Source organism: Flavobacterium sp. Leaf82 (assembly GCF_001422725.1).
Taxonomy (GTDB): Bacteria; Bacteroidota; Bacteroidia; order Flavobacteriales; family Flavobacteriaceae; genus Flavobacterium.
The window spans coordinates 115097-130457 of the sequence record NZ_LMMA01000035.1 but is presented as its reverse complement, the minus strand read 5'-3'; the positions used below and the strand labels follow the sequence as shown (position 1 = coordinate 130457).

Annotated in this window: 15 protein-coding genes; 10 read left to right on the top strand and 5 right to left on the bottom strand. The window is 32.4% G+C overall.

What is annotated here, in order from left to right; translation table 11 throughout:
* The first annotated feature begins 188 nt into the window (after positions 1-188).
* A complete protein-coding gene (locus ASF10_RS21680; RefSeq protein ID WP_056254121.1) occupies positions 189-734 on the top strand; it encodes a hypothetical protein in 546 nt (181 codons plus the stop codon).
* A gap of 182 nt (positions 735-916) precedes the next feature.
* Positions 917-1894: a hypothetical protein gene (locus ASF10_RS21675; RefSeq protein ID WP_056254118.1), complete on the top strand. Its 978-nt coding sequence runs from the start codon at positions 917-919 to the stop codon at positions 1892-1894.
* A gap of 315 nt (positions 1895-2209) precedes the next feature.
* Here ASF10_RS21675 and ASF10_RS21670 read toward each other — a convergent pair whose 3' ends face one another.
* From ASF10_RS21670 to ASF10_RS21655, 4 genes are all read right to left on the bottom strand, one after another.
* Positions 2210-2749, bottom strand: a complete 540-nt coding sequence (locus ASF10_RS21670; protein WP_131726572.1) for a hypothetical protein — start codon at positions 2747-2749, stop codon at positions 2210-2212.
* A gap of 134 nt (positions 2750-2883) precedes the next feature.
* Complete coding sequence (locus tag ASF10_RS21665; protein ID WP_056254113.1) at positions 2884-3153, bottom strand: hypothetical protein; 270 nt, start codon at positions 3151-3153, stop codon at positions 2884-2886.
* 283 nt (positions 3154-3436) lie between these two features.
* Positions 3437-3985, bottom strand: coding sequence for a type 1 glutamine amidotransferase domain-containing protein (locus tag ASF10_RS21660; RefSeq protein WP_056254111.1), 549 nt, complete (start codon positions 3983-3985; stop codon positions 3437-3439).
* A 274-nt stretch (positions 3986-4259) separates the two neighbouring features.
* Entirely contained in the window at positions 4260-4493 is a 234-nt protein-coding gene (locus ASF10_RS21655) for a hypothetical protein (protein ID WP_056254109.1), read from the bottom strand.
* Positions 4494-5118: 625 nt separating this feature from the next.
* Here ASF10_RS21655 and ASF10_RS21650 point away from each other — a divergent pair.
* From ASF10_RS21650 to ASF10_RS21615, 8 genes are all read left to right on the top strand, one after another.
* Positions 5119-5439: an ArsR/SmtB family transcription factor gene (locus tag ASF10_RS21650; protein WP_056254106.1), complete on the top strand. Its 321-nt coding sequence runs from the start codon at positions 5119-5121 to the stop codon at positions 5437-5439.
* Positions 5436-5936 carry an SRPBCC domain-containing protein gene (locus ASF10_RS21645; RefSeq protein WP_056254103.1) on the top strand — a complete coding sequence of 167 codons (501 nt, stop codon included), beginning with the start codon at positions 5436-5438 and terminating at the stop codon, positions 5934-5936. The genes ASF10_RS21650 and ASF10_RS21645 overlap by 4 nt, the downstream gene beginning before the upstream one ends.
* A gap of 191 nt (positions 5937-6127) precedes the next feature.
* Positions 6128-6799: a response regulator transcription factor gene (locus ASF10_RS21640; protein ID WP_056254100.1), complete on the top strand. Its 672-nt coding sequence runs from the start codon at positions 6128-6130 to the stop codon at positions 6797-6799.
* A gap of 2 nt (positions 6800-6801) precedes the next feature.
* A complete protein-coding gene (locus ASF10_RS21635) occupies positions 6802-8160 on the top strand; it encodes a sensor histidine kinase (RefSeq protein ID WP_056254097.1) in 1359 nt (452 codons plus the stop codon).
* Positions 8161-8256: 96 nt separating this feature from the next.
* Positions 8257-9543, top strand: a complete 1287-nt coding sequence (locus tag ASF10_RS21630; RefSeq protein WP_056254095.1) for a TolC family protein — start codon at positions 8257-8259, stop codon at positions 9541-9543.
* Positions 9544-9593: 50 nt separating this feature from the next.
* Positions 9594-10682: an efflux RND transporter periplasmic adaptor subunit gene (locus ASF10_RS21625; protein WP_056254092.1), complete on the top strand. Its 1089-nt coding sequence runs from the start codon at positions 9594-9596 to the stop codon at positions 10680-10682.
* Positions 10683-10716: 34 nt separating this feature from the next.
* The gene (locus tag ASF10_RS21620; RefSeq protein ID WP_056254088.1) at positions 10717-13821 is read left to right on the top strand and encodes an efflux RND transporter permease subunit; all 3105 of its coding nucleotides are present in this window, start codon (positions 10717-10719) and stop codon (positions 13819-13821) included.
* Between the two features lie 133 nt (positions 13822-13954).
* The gene (locus tag ASF10_RS21615) at positions 13955-14380 is read left to right on the top strand and encodes a response regulator (protein WP_056254085.1); all 426 of its coding nucleotides are present in this window, start codon (positions 13955-13957) and stop codon (positions 14378-14380) included.
* Positions 14381-14612: 232 nt separating this feature from the next.
* Here ASF10_RS21615 and ASF10_RS21610 read toward each other — a convergent pair whose 3' ends face one another.
* Positions 14613-15056: a cupin domain-containing protein gene (locus ASF10_RS21610; protein WP_056254083.1), complete on the bottom strand. Its 444-nt coding sequence runs from the start codon at positions 15054-15056 to the stop codon at positions 14613-14615.
* Positions 15057-15361 lie beyond the last annotated feature (305 nt).

Here is a 15361-nt window from a genome sequence, read left to right as displayed (position 1 = left end):
GCTAAAAATCAGGTCTTCATCACATATTTAATTTCCAAGGAAATAAAAACACGTATAATTACGGGGTATTTAATTTTTATTCATTGTTATACTTGTTCAAAATATTTTTTTTTACGGATTATGGATTTCCGTAAAGTGCCTGATTATTAATTGCAATATTTGTATTGAATAACTAAAAGGAAATAAATATGAAAAATCTATTATCAATAATTTTACTTCTTGGAACGTTTTTAACTTATTCTCAAAAAGAAAATATCGAATCATCAACTCGAATATTAATTGATAAAACACAATTTACAAGAATTAATAAAGACTGGAATACAACCGCAGAGTTTAGATCAGGAATAGGAGAATCTGTAATTTTTTATCCAATAGAAGTTATTGATTTAAAATCAGGTACAAAAACTAATGCTTTGCAATTGGATATGTATATTAAGAATCCGGATGTTCGTAAGACGGCTTGGATTGGAATTGATGAAATTGAAGAATTTATAAGTATTGTAGAAGATAACGTAATTCCAAATTTAGACTTAAAATTCAAAGACAAATCTTCCGAGTTTATTTTTAAAGCTAAAGAAATGACCTTGTCATATTTTATTTATGAAAAAGATCGAAGAATTAGCATCAAACTAAATAGTTATGACGACGATAAGATTTTGAACTATACTTTCTGGACAGAAACACAAGTTGACAAAATTCCAAAATTGCTTACCGTTCTTAAGAAAATTAAATAATTTATATAATTATTTGATTGCAAATAATAATTTATTTCTATGACTAAGTATGCAAATCTTTTTGGCAAGATAAGATTCCATTCATAAACGACAAGCTCATGCCAGCAAGCGGAGATTTATCTTGCATATATGCAAATTTACAAATTAGATTTTATGTAAAAAACCAACTAAATTTTTGAATTATGAATAGAGCAAGAATTGTTAGTACTCAAGAAATTGTTATGGCTGATACTCTACTTAAACTTTATCCAAACTATAAAGAACTCGAATTTGTTTGTATTGACGAAAAATGTTCCGTGCGAATGGCACCAAGTTGTATAAAAAAAAGAAATCATAGAAAGCCTCATTTTAAAAAATATAGAACTCAAGAACATATCGAAACTTGCGAATACGCAATTTTAAATGATCTCTATATAAAAGGCAAAGGTGGAAAATTAAATAAAACAGAGATTAAGAAAATTGGTTATCCTTCAGTTTTTAATTTGAATGAAGATGATAGTAAAGCAGAAGAAAAAAAAACATCACAAGCAAAAAATAATGATGATGAGGGAATAACTGGTCTTGGAGGGATAACTAAAGTGTATGAGTTTGATGGTGAAAACCTCAGATTTGATAAAAAAAACAGAGTTCAAAGCATCGATCGAATAGTTGATTGGTATTTAGGATTTCCATACAATAGGGATGTTCAAATCGAAATAAATGGTAATAAAATCCAATATAGATATTTTTTCAAACGTATAGAAAATCATACGGATCCATCAAGTTTGCAAAATGATAGAATATTTTATGGCAGAATAAGATTATCAGAAGTAAATCAAGATGTTTTTGATAAATATCCCGACAGCGTTTTTTTTAAGTTACTTGGATTTAAAGATAATGATGAATCAAAAAACTCAATGCAGAGTTATTCAAATTATTCAATAAAAATTGATAAAAAATCAATGTCTAAATGGGTTTTATCAAGGCTAAAAAACAACTATAACGTACTATTTAACAAAGCACTTACAGATTTAAAAGATCAATTAAATGACATTAATGTAGGGTTGTACGTTTTTGTATATGGATCAATTGATGAAAATAATGATACAATATTGAATGTAAAAAAACATCATATAACATTTAGATATGATGAAGTAAGAAAAACAGTGAATGAATTATAATCCCCTGCTGGCGCGAGCGTCTCGCTCGTGAACATATGACTAGTAACCTATTCTAAATAAAAAATAGTCTATTGAAAAGATATTTACTTCATGAAAATTAGCTTTATTGATGTAGATTGAGCGCACGAATAAGATGCTCGCGCCAGCAGAGTAAGTCAGCATGGAACTAATGATGTCTCAAATATTAAGGAAATACTGAGAGTGATTAAAGAGTATTTAATATAACCTTTATTTCACAAATCTACAGACCGGCTAGAGCATTCCAAATATGAACAAAAAAGAACTCTATCCATAAAAAAGGTTATTTATTTGTTTTTAAAGCTTTTGCTGCGATACTTTTACTTTGGTTAAAAACATATTATAAATTATATCTCCAGCTTCAGTAAAAAGATAAGTAACTTTGTTATGAGATATTATTCGTGCAACTACAGATTTAATATATAAATTGTCTAATGCTTGAAAATCATCCAGATCACCAACCAATATTTCATTCTTAGTATTAACCTTAATTTTTTCAATAGTTATAAAATCCTTTGTTGATAAAGTATCTGAAATTTTTAAAACATTAGAAAGCAACTCTTTTTCAAGTTTTGAATTATTTAAAATTCTTTTGACAAGACTTTTATATTCCAATACATCGTCATCTTGTATATGAATATTAGATCCATTCTCATATACAATTTCATTTATTCTTCTTAATCTAGTAATTTGAGTTTCCTTTTCAGACATAGCTTCTTTTGCAACTTTAAGTGAATTATTAAGACCATCCACCGTAACTTTATTTGATTCGTTAATTTGTTTAATACTATCCTGTAAACTATTATTGTTTTCTTTAAGAGCATCTATTTGGCTCATAAATTCTTGTATTGTTTGATTTCCAGATTCTTCACTTTTTAACAAAAATTCTTCCTTAGCAACACTAGTTTTTTCTTTAACTTCATGTTTTTTCGCTTGATAACGTTTTGTAACTCTTTCATTTTTAGTGGGAGCTAATCGATATCAATAAGTAACATGATTTTAGGAATTAATAAGGTATAAAATGTTGCAATAACTAAAGGCCAAAATATTGCCCAAAAAGAACAATATTCATAATTAATTACTACGATCTTGTTTTCAATAGAAGTATCTGAAAAAATTAACAAAAAAATTGGTCTCCAATTATAAACTATAAAAGACCATAAAAATGCACCTGATATTGGAGTTTTTAATCTCTCTTTGGTAGAATCAATAAAATCTTTAATTAAATCGGCTATTGTCATAGTATATTTTTGGTGCAACAAACATAAGAAAAATAGTAAATACAACTACAATATAATTTACAAACCAAAAATGCATCTATCTAAAACCAAGCTGTGCTAAGTCTCCCGACTTTGTACACATCCCTATATTCCATTCCTATCTAGATTTGCAATGTCTCATTGTAACGTGTATGAATTCAGGAGACTTCACACAGCATAAATAATTAAACTGGCAAAAACAAAAAAAATGCAAGACCAAAATTGATCTTGCATTTTTTGTAACTTGATAAATAAAAATATCTTTTTACACTGTTTGACGCTCGTGTTTTCCTTCTTTAATTTCTTCTACCATTTTTTTATTAAAAGCGGGTAAATCATTCGGGTTGCGGCTGGTTACTAATCCATTATCTACGACTACTTCTGAGTCTTCCCATTGGGCTCCGGCATTTTTTAAATCGTTTTTAACTGAGAAAAACGAAGTTACTTTTCGACCTTGTAAAACATCTGCATCTACCAGAATTTGTGGTCCATGACAAATAGCTGCTACAGGTTTTTTACTTTCAAAAAAAGAACGTACAAAATTTACTGCTGCTTCTTCTCTTCTCAATAAATCAGGATTTATAACTCCTCCAGGAAGAACCAAAGCATCATAATCGGCTTCATTTGCCTGATCTAATACTACATCAACATTGTATTCGTTGCTCCAATTACCGTCTTTCCAGGATTTGATTGTTCCTGATTTCAAACTGATAATATCTGCATTCCAACCTTGCTCTTCAAGATAAGCTTTTGGCGATGATAATTCTGATTCTTCGAAACCGTCTGTGGCTAATATGGCTATATTCTTTTTCATAATTTTAAGTATTTAAAATGTTATTAATTTTGATTTAGTTAAAATTAATAATTTCAGACAGCCAGCGAAAACCGAACATGTTAAACCTTTCTTTAATAAAAGTTAATTAATTGAATTTCAAATTCATATGAAAAAATAAACTAAAATTATATAAGATTGATGTCAAATTGCTTAATTATTTTATAGGATGAAAACTAAATAATAATGTACTTAACAAAAAAAACCTCGACTTATAAAATCGAGGTTTTTACATTATTTAATAATTCTAAAGATTCTATTCTACATCCAGATAAGGATTTAAAACCTCAGCTAATTCATTTAGCCAATAAAAGCTGTTTTGTAAATTGTCCATTTCATTTTGCAGGGTTGCATGTTGTCTTAAAGCTCCTAAAGCAAGAACATAATTTACTTGCCTTATCGATTTAGCCATTTCTTGTGGATCGATTGTGTTGTTGAAAAAATTCATAAGCCTGATTTGGGCTTCTTTGGAAATTGTGTTTGCACTCATAATGTCGTAAAAATTAGGAATAATAAAACCCTTGTATATTAGTGTCCTAAATGCTTACGACAGCATTTACAGTCGTTTCCGATACTGTACACATAATACAAGGGCAAATTTCATTTAGCCGTAACGTCGTAATAATAGGAAAAACAAATATAGCTAAAAAATCTTCTTTTTCTTACAATTAATACAGTGTTATTCTCAAATATAAAAAATTAAAATGATTAACATGAAAAATACTCTTTGATGAAATACAAATCTCTCTCATGAAACCTATTGTCCTAGCCCCGATGGAAGTAGAAATCCTTTTGTGCCGGTGTTCGGCACAAAAGATTGGAACGTACAGCGGGAAATAGCTCCTAAAAAAACTTCAACTTTAAAAATCCTTTTTCAGAAAGTCTTTCAGAAAGCAAAATATACTTAAAGGTGAATTTTCCTGAGTTCGTAGACATTTGGATAGAATTTAAATATCTAAATTCATTAGCAATCCAATCCGAAATAAACCTCTAAAACACTATAATTAAAGTTCTTATATATATTATTTTTTAAAATAATTGCTTAAAAATTTGCGAAACCAAATAGTTGCACGTATATTCGCAACCAATTGGCTTCGTAATTAAAACGAAACATTATGAGACGAGACATTTTTCAGGCAATAGCCAACCCAACAAGGCGATCTATTATTACCTTGATTGCAATGCATGCAATGACTCCAAATGCCATTGCAGAGAATTTTAGCACAACCAGACAATCTGTTTCTAAACATCTTAAGGTGCTTTTAGAATGTGACTTGATAAAACAGGAACAACAAGGCAGGGAAATTTATTATTCGCTTGAAATCGAAAAAATGAAAGAGATCGATAAATGGATTAACCAATTTAGGGAGATCTGGGAAACCAAATTTAATCAGCTTGACGAAATACTATTAACACTTAAAAATCAGAAAAAATGAAAAAAGATTTGAAATTTGATTTTACCGTTGACAAAGCCATAAAAACGGTATATATAACGAGAGAGTTTGATGCAGAACTTGGTTTGGTTTGGGACGCTTTTACAAAACCGGAAATTCTGGATCAATGGGTTGCGCCAAAACCGTGGTCATCCAGAACAAAATATATGAATTTTGAAGTTGGCGGAAAAAGATTCTACGCCATGGTAAGTCCGGAAGGTCTTGAGCGCTGGGCGGTTCAGGAATATACTTCGATTACGCCAAAAACAAACTTTAAAATGTATAATACTTTTGCTGATAAAGACGAGAATCGCGAATTGCCGGGTTCTGACTGGGATCATACTTTTAGCGAAGAAAACGGCATTACAAAAGTGAATATTGCTATTTTTAATGAATCTCTGGAACGTTTAGAAAAGATGATCGAAATGGGCTTTTCTGAAGGCTTTAAAATGAGTATTGATAATCTGGAAAAGGTATTAGAAACGTTATCCAAAAAATGATTGAATATTAGATTATAATAAGTTTGATTAAACCTCCTCTTTTCTAAGATTCAATTTTAACAGCAATTGCAATAATTAATTGCTATTTTTGAGTTTCTCTTTAAAAAGATTTATCAGGCAATTTCAACTTTAGTTTATTAGCACTTCCTGATCAATACAAAAACCACTATTATAATCTTAGATTTTTAAGTATGAATGTTCTACTCATTGAGGATGATAAACGCATTAGCGAATTTATTATAAAAGGTCTGGAAGAAAACAATTTTACGGTACATCTGGCTGAAACTGGTGAGATTGCAAGAGAATTAGTTCAGGATAATACCTGGGATATTATCCTGATGGATATCATGCTTCCGGGAATTGATGGTATTCAGCTAACGAAATTAATGCGTTTCAAGAAAATTCATACTCCTATATTAATGCTTAGCGCTCTGAGCGATACTGATGATAAGGTAAATGCGCTGGATTCTGGCGCCGATGATTATTTGGTTAAACCTTTTCATTTTAAGGAATTAATTTCGAGAGTAAACGCCTTGACGCGCAGAACAAAATTTAATTATGATAATGAAGAAACCTTATACACTTTAGGAAGTCTGACCATAAATCCTGAAGAACATAAGGTTACAGAAAATGATACGCTGATAGATTTGTCGCCAAGAGAATATAAACTGTTACTTTTTTTATTAGAAAACCGAAATAAGGTAATGTCAAGAACGCAGATTTTAAACGCTGTTTGGGGCATTAATTATGATAATAATACAAATGTGGTCGATGTATATATTTCTTATCTGAGAAACAAAATCGAGCAAAACCATAAATTTATCCATACCATAAAAGGAACGGGATATATGCTTAAAGAATAGTTATGAAAATACGCAACAGGTTTACCTTAATATCTTCTTTTACTTTTAGCATTGTATTTGTTATTGCTTCGGTGATTACTTATTTTTCTTTCTACAGTTATTCTGAAAAAATTATTTACAACGAACTTCAAAAAACGTGTTTGCTGACGGGGATTTTCTATCTTGAAAAAGATGAATTACCTCAAAATCAACATTTGATAATTGGTCAGCAATTCAAAGAAAATTCACTTGAGATTATAACGCGCGTTTACAACAAGGAAAATCAGATTGTATATGGCGAAAAACAGATAGATGCAAATATAAATGCAGAAAAGCTGGATTATATAAGAAAGAACCGTAAGCTGAATTTTAAATCAAATCATCATTTTTATTTTGGAAGTTATTACCATGACAATCAGGGAGATTTTGTGGTTTTCGTTAAAAAAAATGATCAGGAATTTAAAACCATTACCAATCGATTGTTGATTATTATGATTCTGGTTTTATTAAGCGGATTAATCATTATATATATTGTGAGCCGTTTGCTTTCGAATCTTGCCTACAGTCCTATAAAAAACATTATTAATCAGGTAAATGAGATCGAAGCTTCGTCGCTGGATCGCCATATTGTTTCGCCTAATACAAAAGATGATATTCAGGAATTGATTGAGACGTATAATAATTTGTTTAAACGACTTTCGGATACATTTATCATTCAGAAGAATTTTATTAATTATGTGTCGCATGAATTTAAAACGCCTTTAACTGCAATTTCCGGAAATCTGGAGGTATTTGCCCAAAAAGACAGAACAAGTGCTGAATATAAAGAAATGTCTGAAAAAGTATTAGAGAATGTATATCAGATCGAAGATACTATGAACACGCTTATGATGCTTTCGGGATTAAGGAACAATACTGAACTTACTGAAATTTTCAGGGTCGATGAATTGGTTTGGGATATCAACGATCAATTACCGGATGTTTACAGGCTAAAGAATTCCCAGATACAAATTGCGATCGAAATCGAGAATGATAAACTGCTTTCGATAAAAGGAAACAGCAACGAAATTAAAATTGCCTTATACAATATTATAGAAAATGCCGTAAAATACTCTAACGGAAATCCTATAAAGATAAGTTTACTGCAACAAGACAATCAGCTTAAAATTGTGATCGAAGATCATGGAACGGGAATTACAAAAGAAGACCTCAAATTTATCAAACAAACTTTTTACAGGGGCAAAAATGTAAACCATATAAAAGGCAGCGGCGTTGGGCTTTCTCTGGCGAACATTATCTTTAAACAAAATAATATTGATTTTGCGATTGCTTCAAAAAAAGACGAAGGAACTACGGTTACGTTGTTATTTCCTAAACTCTAATCGTTTTCTAATGTTGCTCTAACCGCTTTATAATACACATCAAATTACCACTTAATATGCCGCAGGTAGCTTTGCATCATATTAAAACACCTTAATTTGAAACGTATACTTCTAACCCTTCTCGTTATTGTATCACACAAAAGTGTGGCACAAAATGCAACAATAAACGATACTATTGTTCTTTCCCGAACTCAGGCTGAGGCTTTATTTCTGGACAAGAACCTTTCTATAATTTCCGAAAAACTAAACATCGACATCGCTGATGCACAAGTTATTCAGGCAAAATTATGGCCAAATCCTACACTTACAATCGGCGAAATCAATCTTTGGCATAATGCTACAGCGGGAGAAGTTCCTGCTTTGTGGGGCAATTTTGGTAAAACAACTCAGGTTACCGCAGAACTTGAACAGCTTGTTCAGACTGCCGGAAAACGAAAAAAGATGATTGCCATGGAAAAAGTTGGCGTAGATATCGCCAAAGAATACTTTAAAACCTTTTTGCGTAATCTAAAAATTGAGTTTAGAGGTAATCTTACTGAACTGCAATACAATCAGGCTCAAGGAGCTATCTATAAAAAACAAGTTTCGTCGATGCAAACCATGTTAAAAGGATATAGCAATCAGGTTTCGCAAGGCAATATTGGCAGAGGCGAATATATCAGGCTAAAAGCATCTGAACTTAATTTCCTGAAAGAAATAAGTGATTTGCAAAAAGAAAATAACGCACTCCAAAAAGAACTTAAAGTCTTAATGAATCTGCCTGCAACAAGTTTCATCAAACTTACGGATGAAGGTTTTGTTCCCGATCAAAAAAATATCGACAATATCAATTTAGGTAATCTTATGGCTTCGGCAGTAGAAAACCGACCAGATATGAAGGTTATCAAACTGGGAAATGACTATAACGATAACAAATACAAATACGAAAAAGCAATGCGAACACCAGATGTTACTCTTGGTATTAGCTATGACCGTGGTGCAAGTACGATGAATGACTTTGTGGGACTTGGTTTTTCTTTAGACCTTCCGTTTTTTAGTAGAAATCAAGGAAATATAAAAGCCGCAAAAGTCGCCATCGACCAAGGCAAATTATTGACCGAAGAGAAAACAATAAGTGTACAGGCAGAAGTATTACAAGCTTATGAAGACCTGATTGTTACCAAAAAATTATACGAAAGTGTCGATGCCAATTACGAAACTGATCTGGATAAACTTCTCGAAAGCTATCGTAAAAACTTTATGCAGCGAAACACAAGTATGCTAGAATATCTTGATTTTGTAGACGCCTATCTTGAAAACAAAGCAATATTGATAAACTCTAAAAAAGATCTGAATAAAAACCTGGAAGAATTGCGCTATATCGCCGGTGAAGAAATTAATTAAATCTTAACTGAAAATACTACTCACATTCTCTGAAAATAATAAAAAATACAATGAAGAAATTTATTTTAATCCCAATACTTGGGTTAATGCTCGTTTACGGATGTGGCAAAAAAGAAGAAATCAAAGATACAAAAGACGAAAAATTTTGTATTGATAAAGAATTAAAAGAAAAAATTACAATCGAAGCAGTACAAAAACGTGCCGTTAGCGAATCTATAAACCTTACCGGAAACATTACTTATAACAACGACCATGTTGTGCAATTTAATAGTCTTGTAGAAGGAATTATTACAAAAACTACATTCTCTCTTGGTGATTATGTAAAAAAAGGACAAGTTCTGGCAGAAATAAAAAGTACAGAACTAAACAGCATGCAATCAGAAAGTAAATCATTGCAATCTCAGATCTCTGTTGCGCAACGTCAGTTACAATCCAGCAAATCGATGTTTGAGGACGGAATCGCTTCTCAAAAAGACCTTTTGCAGGCACAAAGCGAATTAGATGTTTTAAGATCTTCTCTTGAAAATGTAAAAGCAAATCTTGCCATGTTTAGTGCCAGCAGCGAAAGAGCGGTTTTTCAGATCAAAGCCCCAACTGAAGGTTATATTGTAGCAAAAAATATTAGCCCCGGAATGCAGATTACAGAAGGAAGCGAACCTCTTTTTACTATTTCTGATCTTAAAGAAATCTGGGTTTTGGTAAACGTATATACCAGTAACCTGAAAAATGTAACTCAGGATATGCTTGTAGATGTTACTACTCCAGCTTATCCGGGTGAAATTTTTAAAGGAAAAATAGCCATGCTTGCCAAAGTTTTTGATGCTGACGAACATGTTCTAAAAGCAAGAATTGTAATGGAAAACAAAAACTTAAAGCTAAAACCAGGAATGACGGCAGATATTATTATCGATAAAAGCCTTGGCGGCGAAATGCTGGCTTCTCTTCCTGCAAAAGCAGCCATTTTTGATAATAATCGTGATTATATCCTGATTTACAAAGACGATTGTACGATCGAAACCAGAGAAATTAATCCGGTAATAAAAAACAACAACTGGATTTATTTTAATAAAGGAGTTAAAGAAGGTGAAATGGTTATTACCAAAAATCACTTGCTGATTCACGAAAGATTAAAAAACTAATTATCCCTAAAAACGGATAAATACAAGACAAGACATGAAAAAATTTGTACAAGGTCTGGTTGCTTTCTCGTTAAAAAACTCCCTTATAGTTTTTTTCCTGACAGCCATACTACTAGTCGCCGGAATAGTTAGCTATATCCACACGCCTATCGAAGCTTTCCCGGATGTAACCAATACAAGAGCAAGAATCATTACGCAATGGCCGGGAAGAAGTGCCGAAGAAGTAGAGAAATTCATCACACTTCCTATTTCAAAACAAATGAATACGATTCCTAAAAAAGCCGAAGTACGTTCTATTTCGCTTTTTGGATTATCTGTGGTAACCGTATTATTTGATGATGATGTAGAGGATTTTTACGCACAACAATATGCCTCAAACCGCCTTAACGGATTAGATCTTCCGGAAGGTGCAGATGTAGATATTGAACCGCCATCCGGAGCAACGGGCGAGATATTCAGATATGTTATCAAAAGTGATTTGCCAATACGCGAAATCAAAGCCATTCAGGATTGGGTAATCGAAAGAGAACTAATCTCAGTTCCTGGTGTTGCTGACGTAGTAAGTTTTGGTGGAGAAGAAAAAATATTCGAAATAAAAATCAATCCCACACAACTTGAAAATTATAATCTCTCAGCACTAGATGTTTACGAAGCCGTATCAAAAAGTAATGTAAATGTTGGTGGAGACGTGATCCAGCGTGGTGATCAGGCTTATGTTGTACGAGGTGTTGGACTTATCAATAAAGTAGAAGATATTGGTAATATTTTGATAGAAACCAAAGGTTCATCGCCAATATTGGTAAAACACGTTGCCGAAGTTTCTATATCTGCCAAACCAAGATTAGGTCAGGTAGGTTTAGATGGTGATGATGATGTTGTAGAAGGTATTGTAGTCATGCTGCGCGGAGAAAATCCGGGTGAAGTAATTAAGAGACTTAAGGATCGTTTGACAGAACTTAACGAAAGAGTTTTACCGGATAATGTAAAAATAGTTCCGTTTATCGACCGTACAAAATTGGTTGATACAACTGTAAAAACCGTTACTAAAAACCTTGTAGAAGGGATTTTATTGGTATCGTTAATCGTGTTTATTTTTCTTTATAACTGGAGAACCTCATTGATTGTTGCTTCTGTGATTCCGCTTTCGTTTTTGTTTGCTATTATAATGTTGAGAATTCAGGGATTACCTGCGAACTTAATTTCTATGGGAGCGCTGGATTTTGGACTATTGCTCGAAGGAACACTGGTTATTGTCGAACAAGTCTTTGTATCGCTCGAAAAGAAAGCGCATAAGGTAGGAATGGAACGCTTTAACAGCATGAGCAAAATGGGACTTATCAAGAAAAGTGTGGGTAGTGTAGCGACTTATATTTTCTTTGCCCTGATTATTTTAATCGTTGCCCTGATGCCTATTTTCTCATTTACAAAAGTAGAAGGAAAAATGTTCTCTCCCCTCGCCTTTACCCTAAGTTATGCGCTATTAGGATCATTGATTCTATCGCTTACTTATGTTCCGGCAATGTGTAAAGTGATGTTGACAAAAAATATTGTCGAAAAAGAAAATATGATTTCGCGTTTCTTCAGAGTAAATCTTTTTAGACTTTTTAACTGGAGTACCAGACATAGAAAAGCAACCTTATATGGTTTCCTTGTTTTACTGGCAGTATGTTGTGCAAAGTTTGCTTTTTATGGTTCAGAATTTATTCCGAAGCTGAATGAAGGAGCAATTTACGTGAGAGCCACTTTACCCAACAGCATCAATCTTGATGAAGCGGTAAGACTTACAAAAGAAATGAAAGCCAAAATAAGGAAATTCGAAGAAGTAAAATTTGTCCTGACACAAACCGGACGACCAAATGACGGAACAGATCCAACCGGATTTTTTAATATCGAATTACATATCGAATTAAAACATCAGGACGAATGGAAACGCGACATCAGTAAAGAAGAATTGATTGCCGAAATCAAAAAAGAACTCGACGTTTATCCCGGAATTGGCTTTGGGTTTAGTCAGCCTATTCAGGATAATGTCGAAGAATATGTTGCCGGAGTAAAAAGTCCGCTCGTAATAAAGATTTTCGGAAATGATCTTTTTCAACTGGAAGCAATGGCAGCAAAAGTCGCCAAATCGATCAAAGATGTAAAAGGAATTGAAGATATCAACGTTTATAAAAACATTGGTTTACCGGAATTACGAATTCAGCTTGACGACGAAAAAATGGCACGTTACGCAATTACAACTGCAGATGCACAAGCCGTAATCAGAATGACGATTGGAGGACAAGCGGCAACGAAATTTTACGACGACGAAAAAATATTTGATATCACGTTACGTTTCGAAAAAGAATATCGTGACTCAAAAGAAAAAATCGAAGATATCCTGATTCCGACTATGAATGGCAAAAAAGTTCCTTTAAAAGAAATTGCTACCGTAGAATATAAAACAGGACCAACATTTATCTATCGCGAAGGAAACAGTAGATATATTGCCGTAGGTTTTAGTATCGAAGGCCGAGATTTGGGAAGTACAATCGATGAAGCACAGAAAAAAGTAGCTGCAGAAGTAAAACTTCCTAAAGAGAATATAATGAAATGGGCCGGAGAATTTGAGAGTAAAGAAAGAGCATCGAAACAATTAGCAATGATTGTTCCAGTGGTATTGATCTTGATTTTATGTCTTTTGTATTTTAACTTTGGTAATTTCAAAGATACATTGGTTGCGATTAGCGCCATGCCATATGCCTTTATTGGTGGTTTCTTATCATTATGGGCAACAGGAACTGTGTTTGGAATATCAGCCGGAATTGGTTTTATCATTCTGTTTGGAGTCAGCGCCATTGACAGTATTGTCCTCATTGGAATGATTCGAGAAAATATGCGATCCGGAATGCCATTAAAAGAAGCTATTTCAGACGGTATTTACAGCAGGATTCGTCCTATTGTTATGATTGCCCTTATGGGATCTTTAGGATTATTACCCGCAGCATTGTCTACCGGAATGGGATCTGAAGTTCAAAAACCTCTTGCCATCATGATTGTTGGAGGTTTGATTACCTGTATGTTTTTATCATTAACCGTTTTGCCTCAGGTATTTTATTTGGTATATCGTAAAAAAGATACCAGCAAATTAGATTCATAATTATCCTACTATATTTTAATTCAAAAACACCTTTAGACATAATGTTTAAAGGTGTTTTGCTTTTATGATTATCAGTTATTTACGAAAACATTAAATAGCTAATATTAATCAGCTACCTTTATAAAAAATATAAATGAACAAAGGCGGACCAATTATTATAATCGAAGACGATCTGGATGATCAGGACATTTTAACTGATGTTTTTAAAGAGCTTGATTATAAAAATGAAATTATCTTTTTTACCGAAGGCGAAAAAGCATTAGAATACTTAACCTCTACACAAGTAGAACCTTTTATCATTTTTTCTGACATCAATATGCCAAAACTAAGTGGTATGGAATTGCGGGATAAAATTCATGAAAACGAGGATTTAAGACTTAAGTCGATCCCCTATTTGTTCTTTTCTACCAGCGCAGAACAAAAACACGTTGTTGACGCCTATTCAAAATCAATTCAGGGATTTTTTGTTAAACCTACGGATTATAAAGAAATTAAAAAAACCATAAAAACAATTGTAAGCTATTGGGAAACTTGTGTTTCACCAAACTATGTAAAGTAATAAAGCTTATTTACTAAATAACGAATAATTTTAGAAACACCTTTAAAAGCAAAGTTTAGAGGTGTTTTTTTTATTTTGATTTTTCAAGAGCAAATAAATTGTATTCATTACAAATACACTCCCGCTGTACACTATATCTTTTCCTGTCTAAAAAGCCAGAAAAAGGATGTCGTTTCCATCGGGGCTATTCCAGAAATATAGTACTATAAAACCACTTTTTGTATAGAAAATATTATCTCAAATCCTTTTTGATAACCAAATATTTCAAATCTGTATCGCCAACATTACTAATTCCGTGTTCGACATTTGGCGGACAATAAAAACTGGTATTAGGACCGGCTGTAACTGTTTTTCCGTCAAGATAAAATTGCGCTTTACCTTCCAGAATATAAAAAAGTTCTTCTTCTTCATGATGATGTGGTGCATGAGTTGATTTCCCGGGTTCTACTATACTTATCTTAAGCGTGTTTTCCTGAGTAAAGTTTTTATCTGCGAACCAATATTGATAACCAACTTTTGTTTTTGTTGCTTTACTTAAGTCAAAATGATTGACACAGTTTTCGATGCTATATTTTACTTCTGGTGTTTTTGTATCTTTTTTCACCTCTTGAGATTGTACCGATTGTTGCATCATTATCGTAACAATTGCAACTTTTAAAGCTATTATCGTTTTCATCTTTTTTTTGTAATAATACAAAATTATGCAATTGACTGAATTGAATAAATCAGTTTAATTGTTTTAGGGACATTTATTAAGCATCTGTATAAAATGCGATTAAATCCCTAAACCTCTCTTCTAGCCCCGATGGAAACGGCATCCTTTTTCTGGCTTTTTTTAGACAGAAAAAGATATAGTGTACAGCGGGACTAAACTTATACTGAATGAAATTTTTCTGCTCCGGAAAACAATTATTACTCAAATTGGTTATAAAAAAAACTTAAATATCAAATTTCATTTTGAATATATGTAGTTAACTACAT

Bases quoted from the DNA above. Each gene is read 5' to 3' on its own strand.
- ASF10_RS21680 (WP_056254121.1), top strand. From the start codon at position 189: ATGAAAAATCTATTATCAATAATTTTACTTCTTGGAACGTTTTTAACT.
- ASF10_RS21675 (WP_056254118.1), top strand. From the start codon at position 917: ATGAATAGAGCAAGAATTGTTAGTACTCAAGAAATTGTTATGGCTGAT.
- ASF10_RS21670 (WP_131726572.1), bottom strand. From the start codon at position 2,749: ATGAGCCAAATAGATGCTCTTAAAGAAAACAATAATAGTTTACAGGAT.
- ASF10_RS21665 (WP_056254113.1), bottom strand. From the start codon at position 3,153: ATGACAATAGCCGATTTAATTAAAGATTTTATTGATTCTACCAAAGAG.
- ASF10_RS21660 (WP_056254111.1), bottom strand. From the start codon at position 3,985: ATGAAAAAGAATATAGCCATATTAGCCACAGACGGTTTCGAAGAATCA.
- ASF10_RS21655 (WP_056254109.1), bottom strand. From the start codon at position 4,493: ATGAGTGCAAACACAATTTCCAAAGAAGCCCAAATCAGGCTTATGAAT.
- ASF10_RS21650 (WP_056254106.1), top strand. From the start codon at position 5,119: ATGAGACGAGACATTTTTCAGGCAATAGCCAACCCAACAAGGCGATCT.
- ASF10_RS21645 (WP_056254103.1), top strand. From the start codon at position 5,436: ATGAAAAAAGATTTGAAATTTGATTTTACCGTTGACAAAGCCATAAAA.
- ASF10_RS21640 (WP_056254100.1), top strand. From the start codon at position 6,128: ATGAATGTTCTACTCATTGAGGATGATAAACGCATTAGCGAATTTATT.
- ASF10_RS21635 (WP_056254097.1), top strand. From the start codon at position 6,802: ATGAAAATACGCAACAGGTTTACCTTAATATCTTCTTTTACTTTTAGC.
- ASF10_RS21625 (WP_056254092.1), top strand. From the start codon at position 9,594: ATGAAGAAATTTATTTTAATCCCAATACTTGGGTTAATGCTCGTTTAC.
- ASF10_RS21620 (WP_056254088.1), top strand. From the start codon at position 10,717: ATGAAAAAATTTGTACAAGGTCTGGTTGCTTTCTCGTTAAAAAACTCC.
- ASF10_RS21615 (WP_056254085.1), top strand. From the start codon at position 13,955: ATGAACAAAGGCGGACCAATTATTATAATCGAAGACGATCTGGATGAT.
- ASF10_RS21610 (WP_056254083.1), bottom strand. From the start codon at position 15,056: ATGAAAACGATAATAGCTTTAAAAGTTGCAATTGTTACGATAATGATG.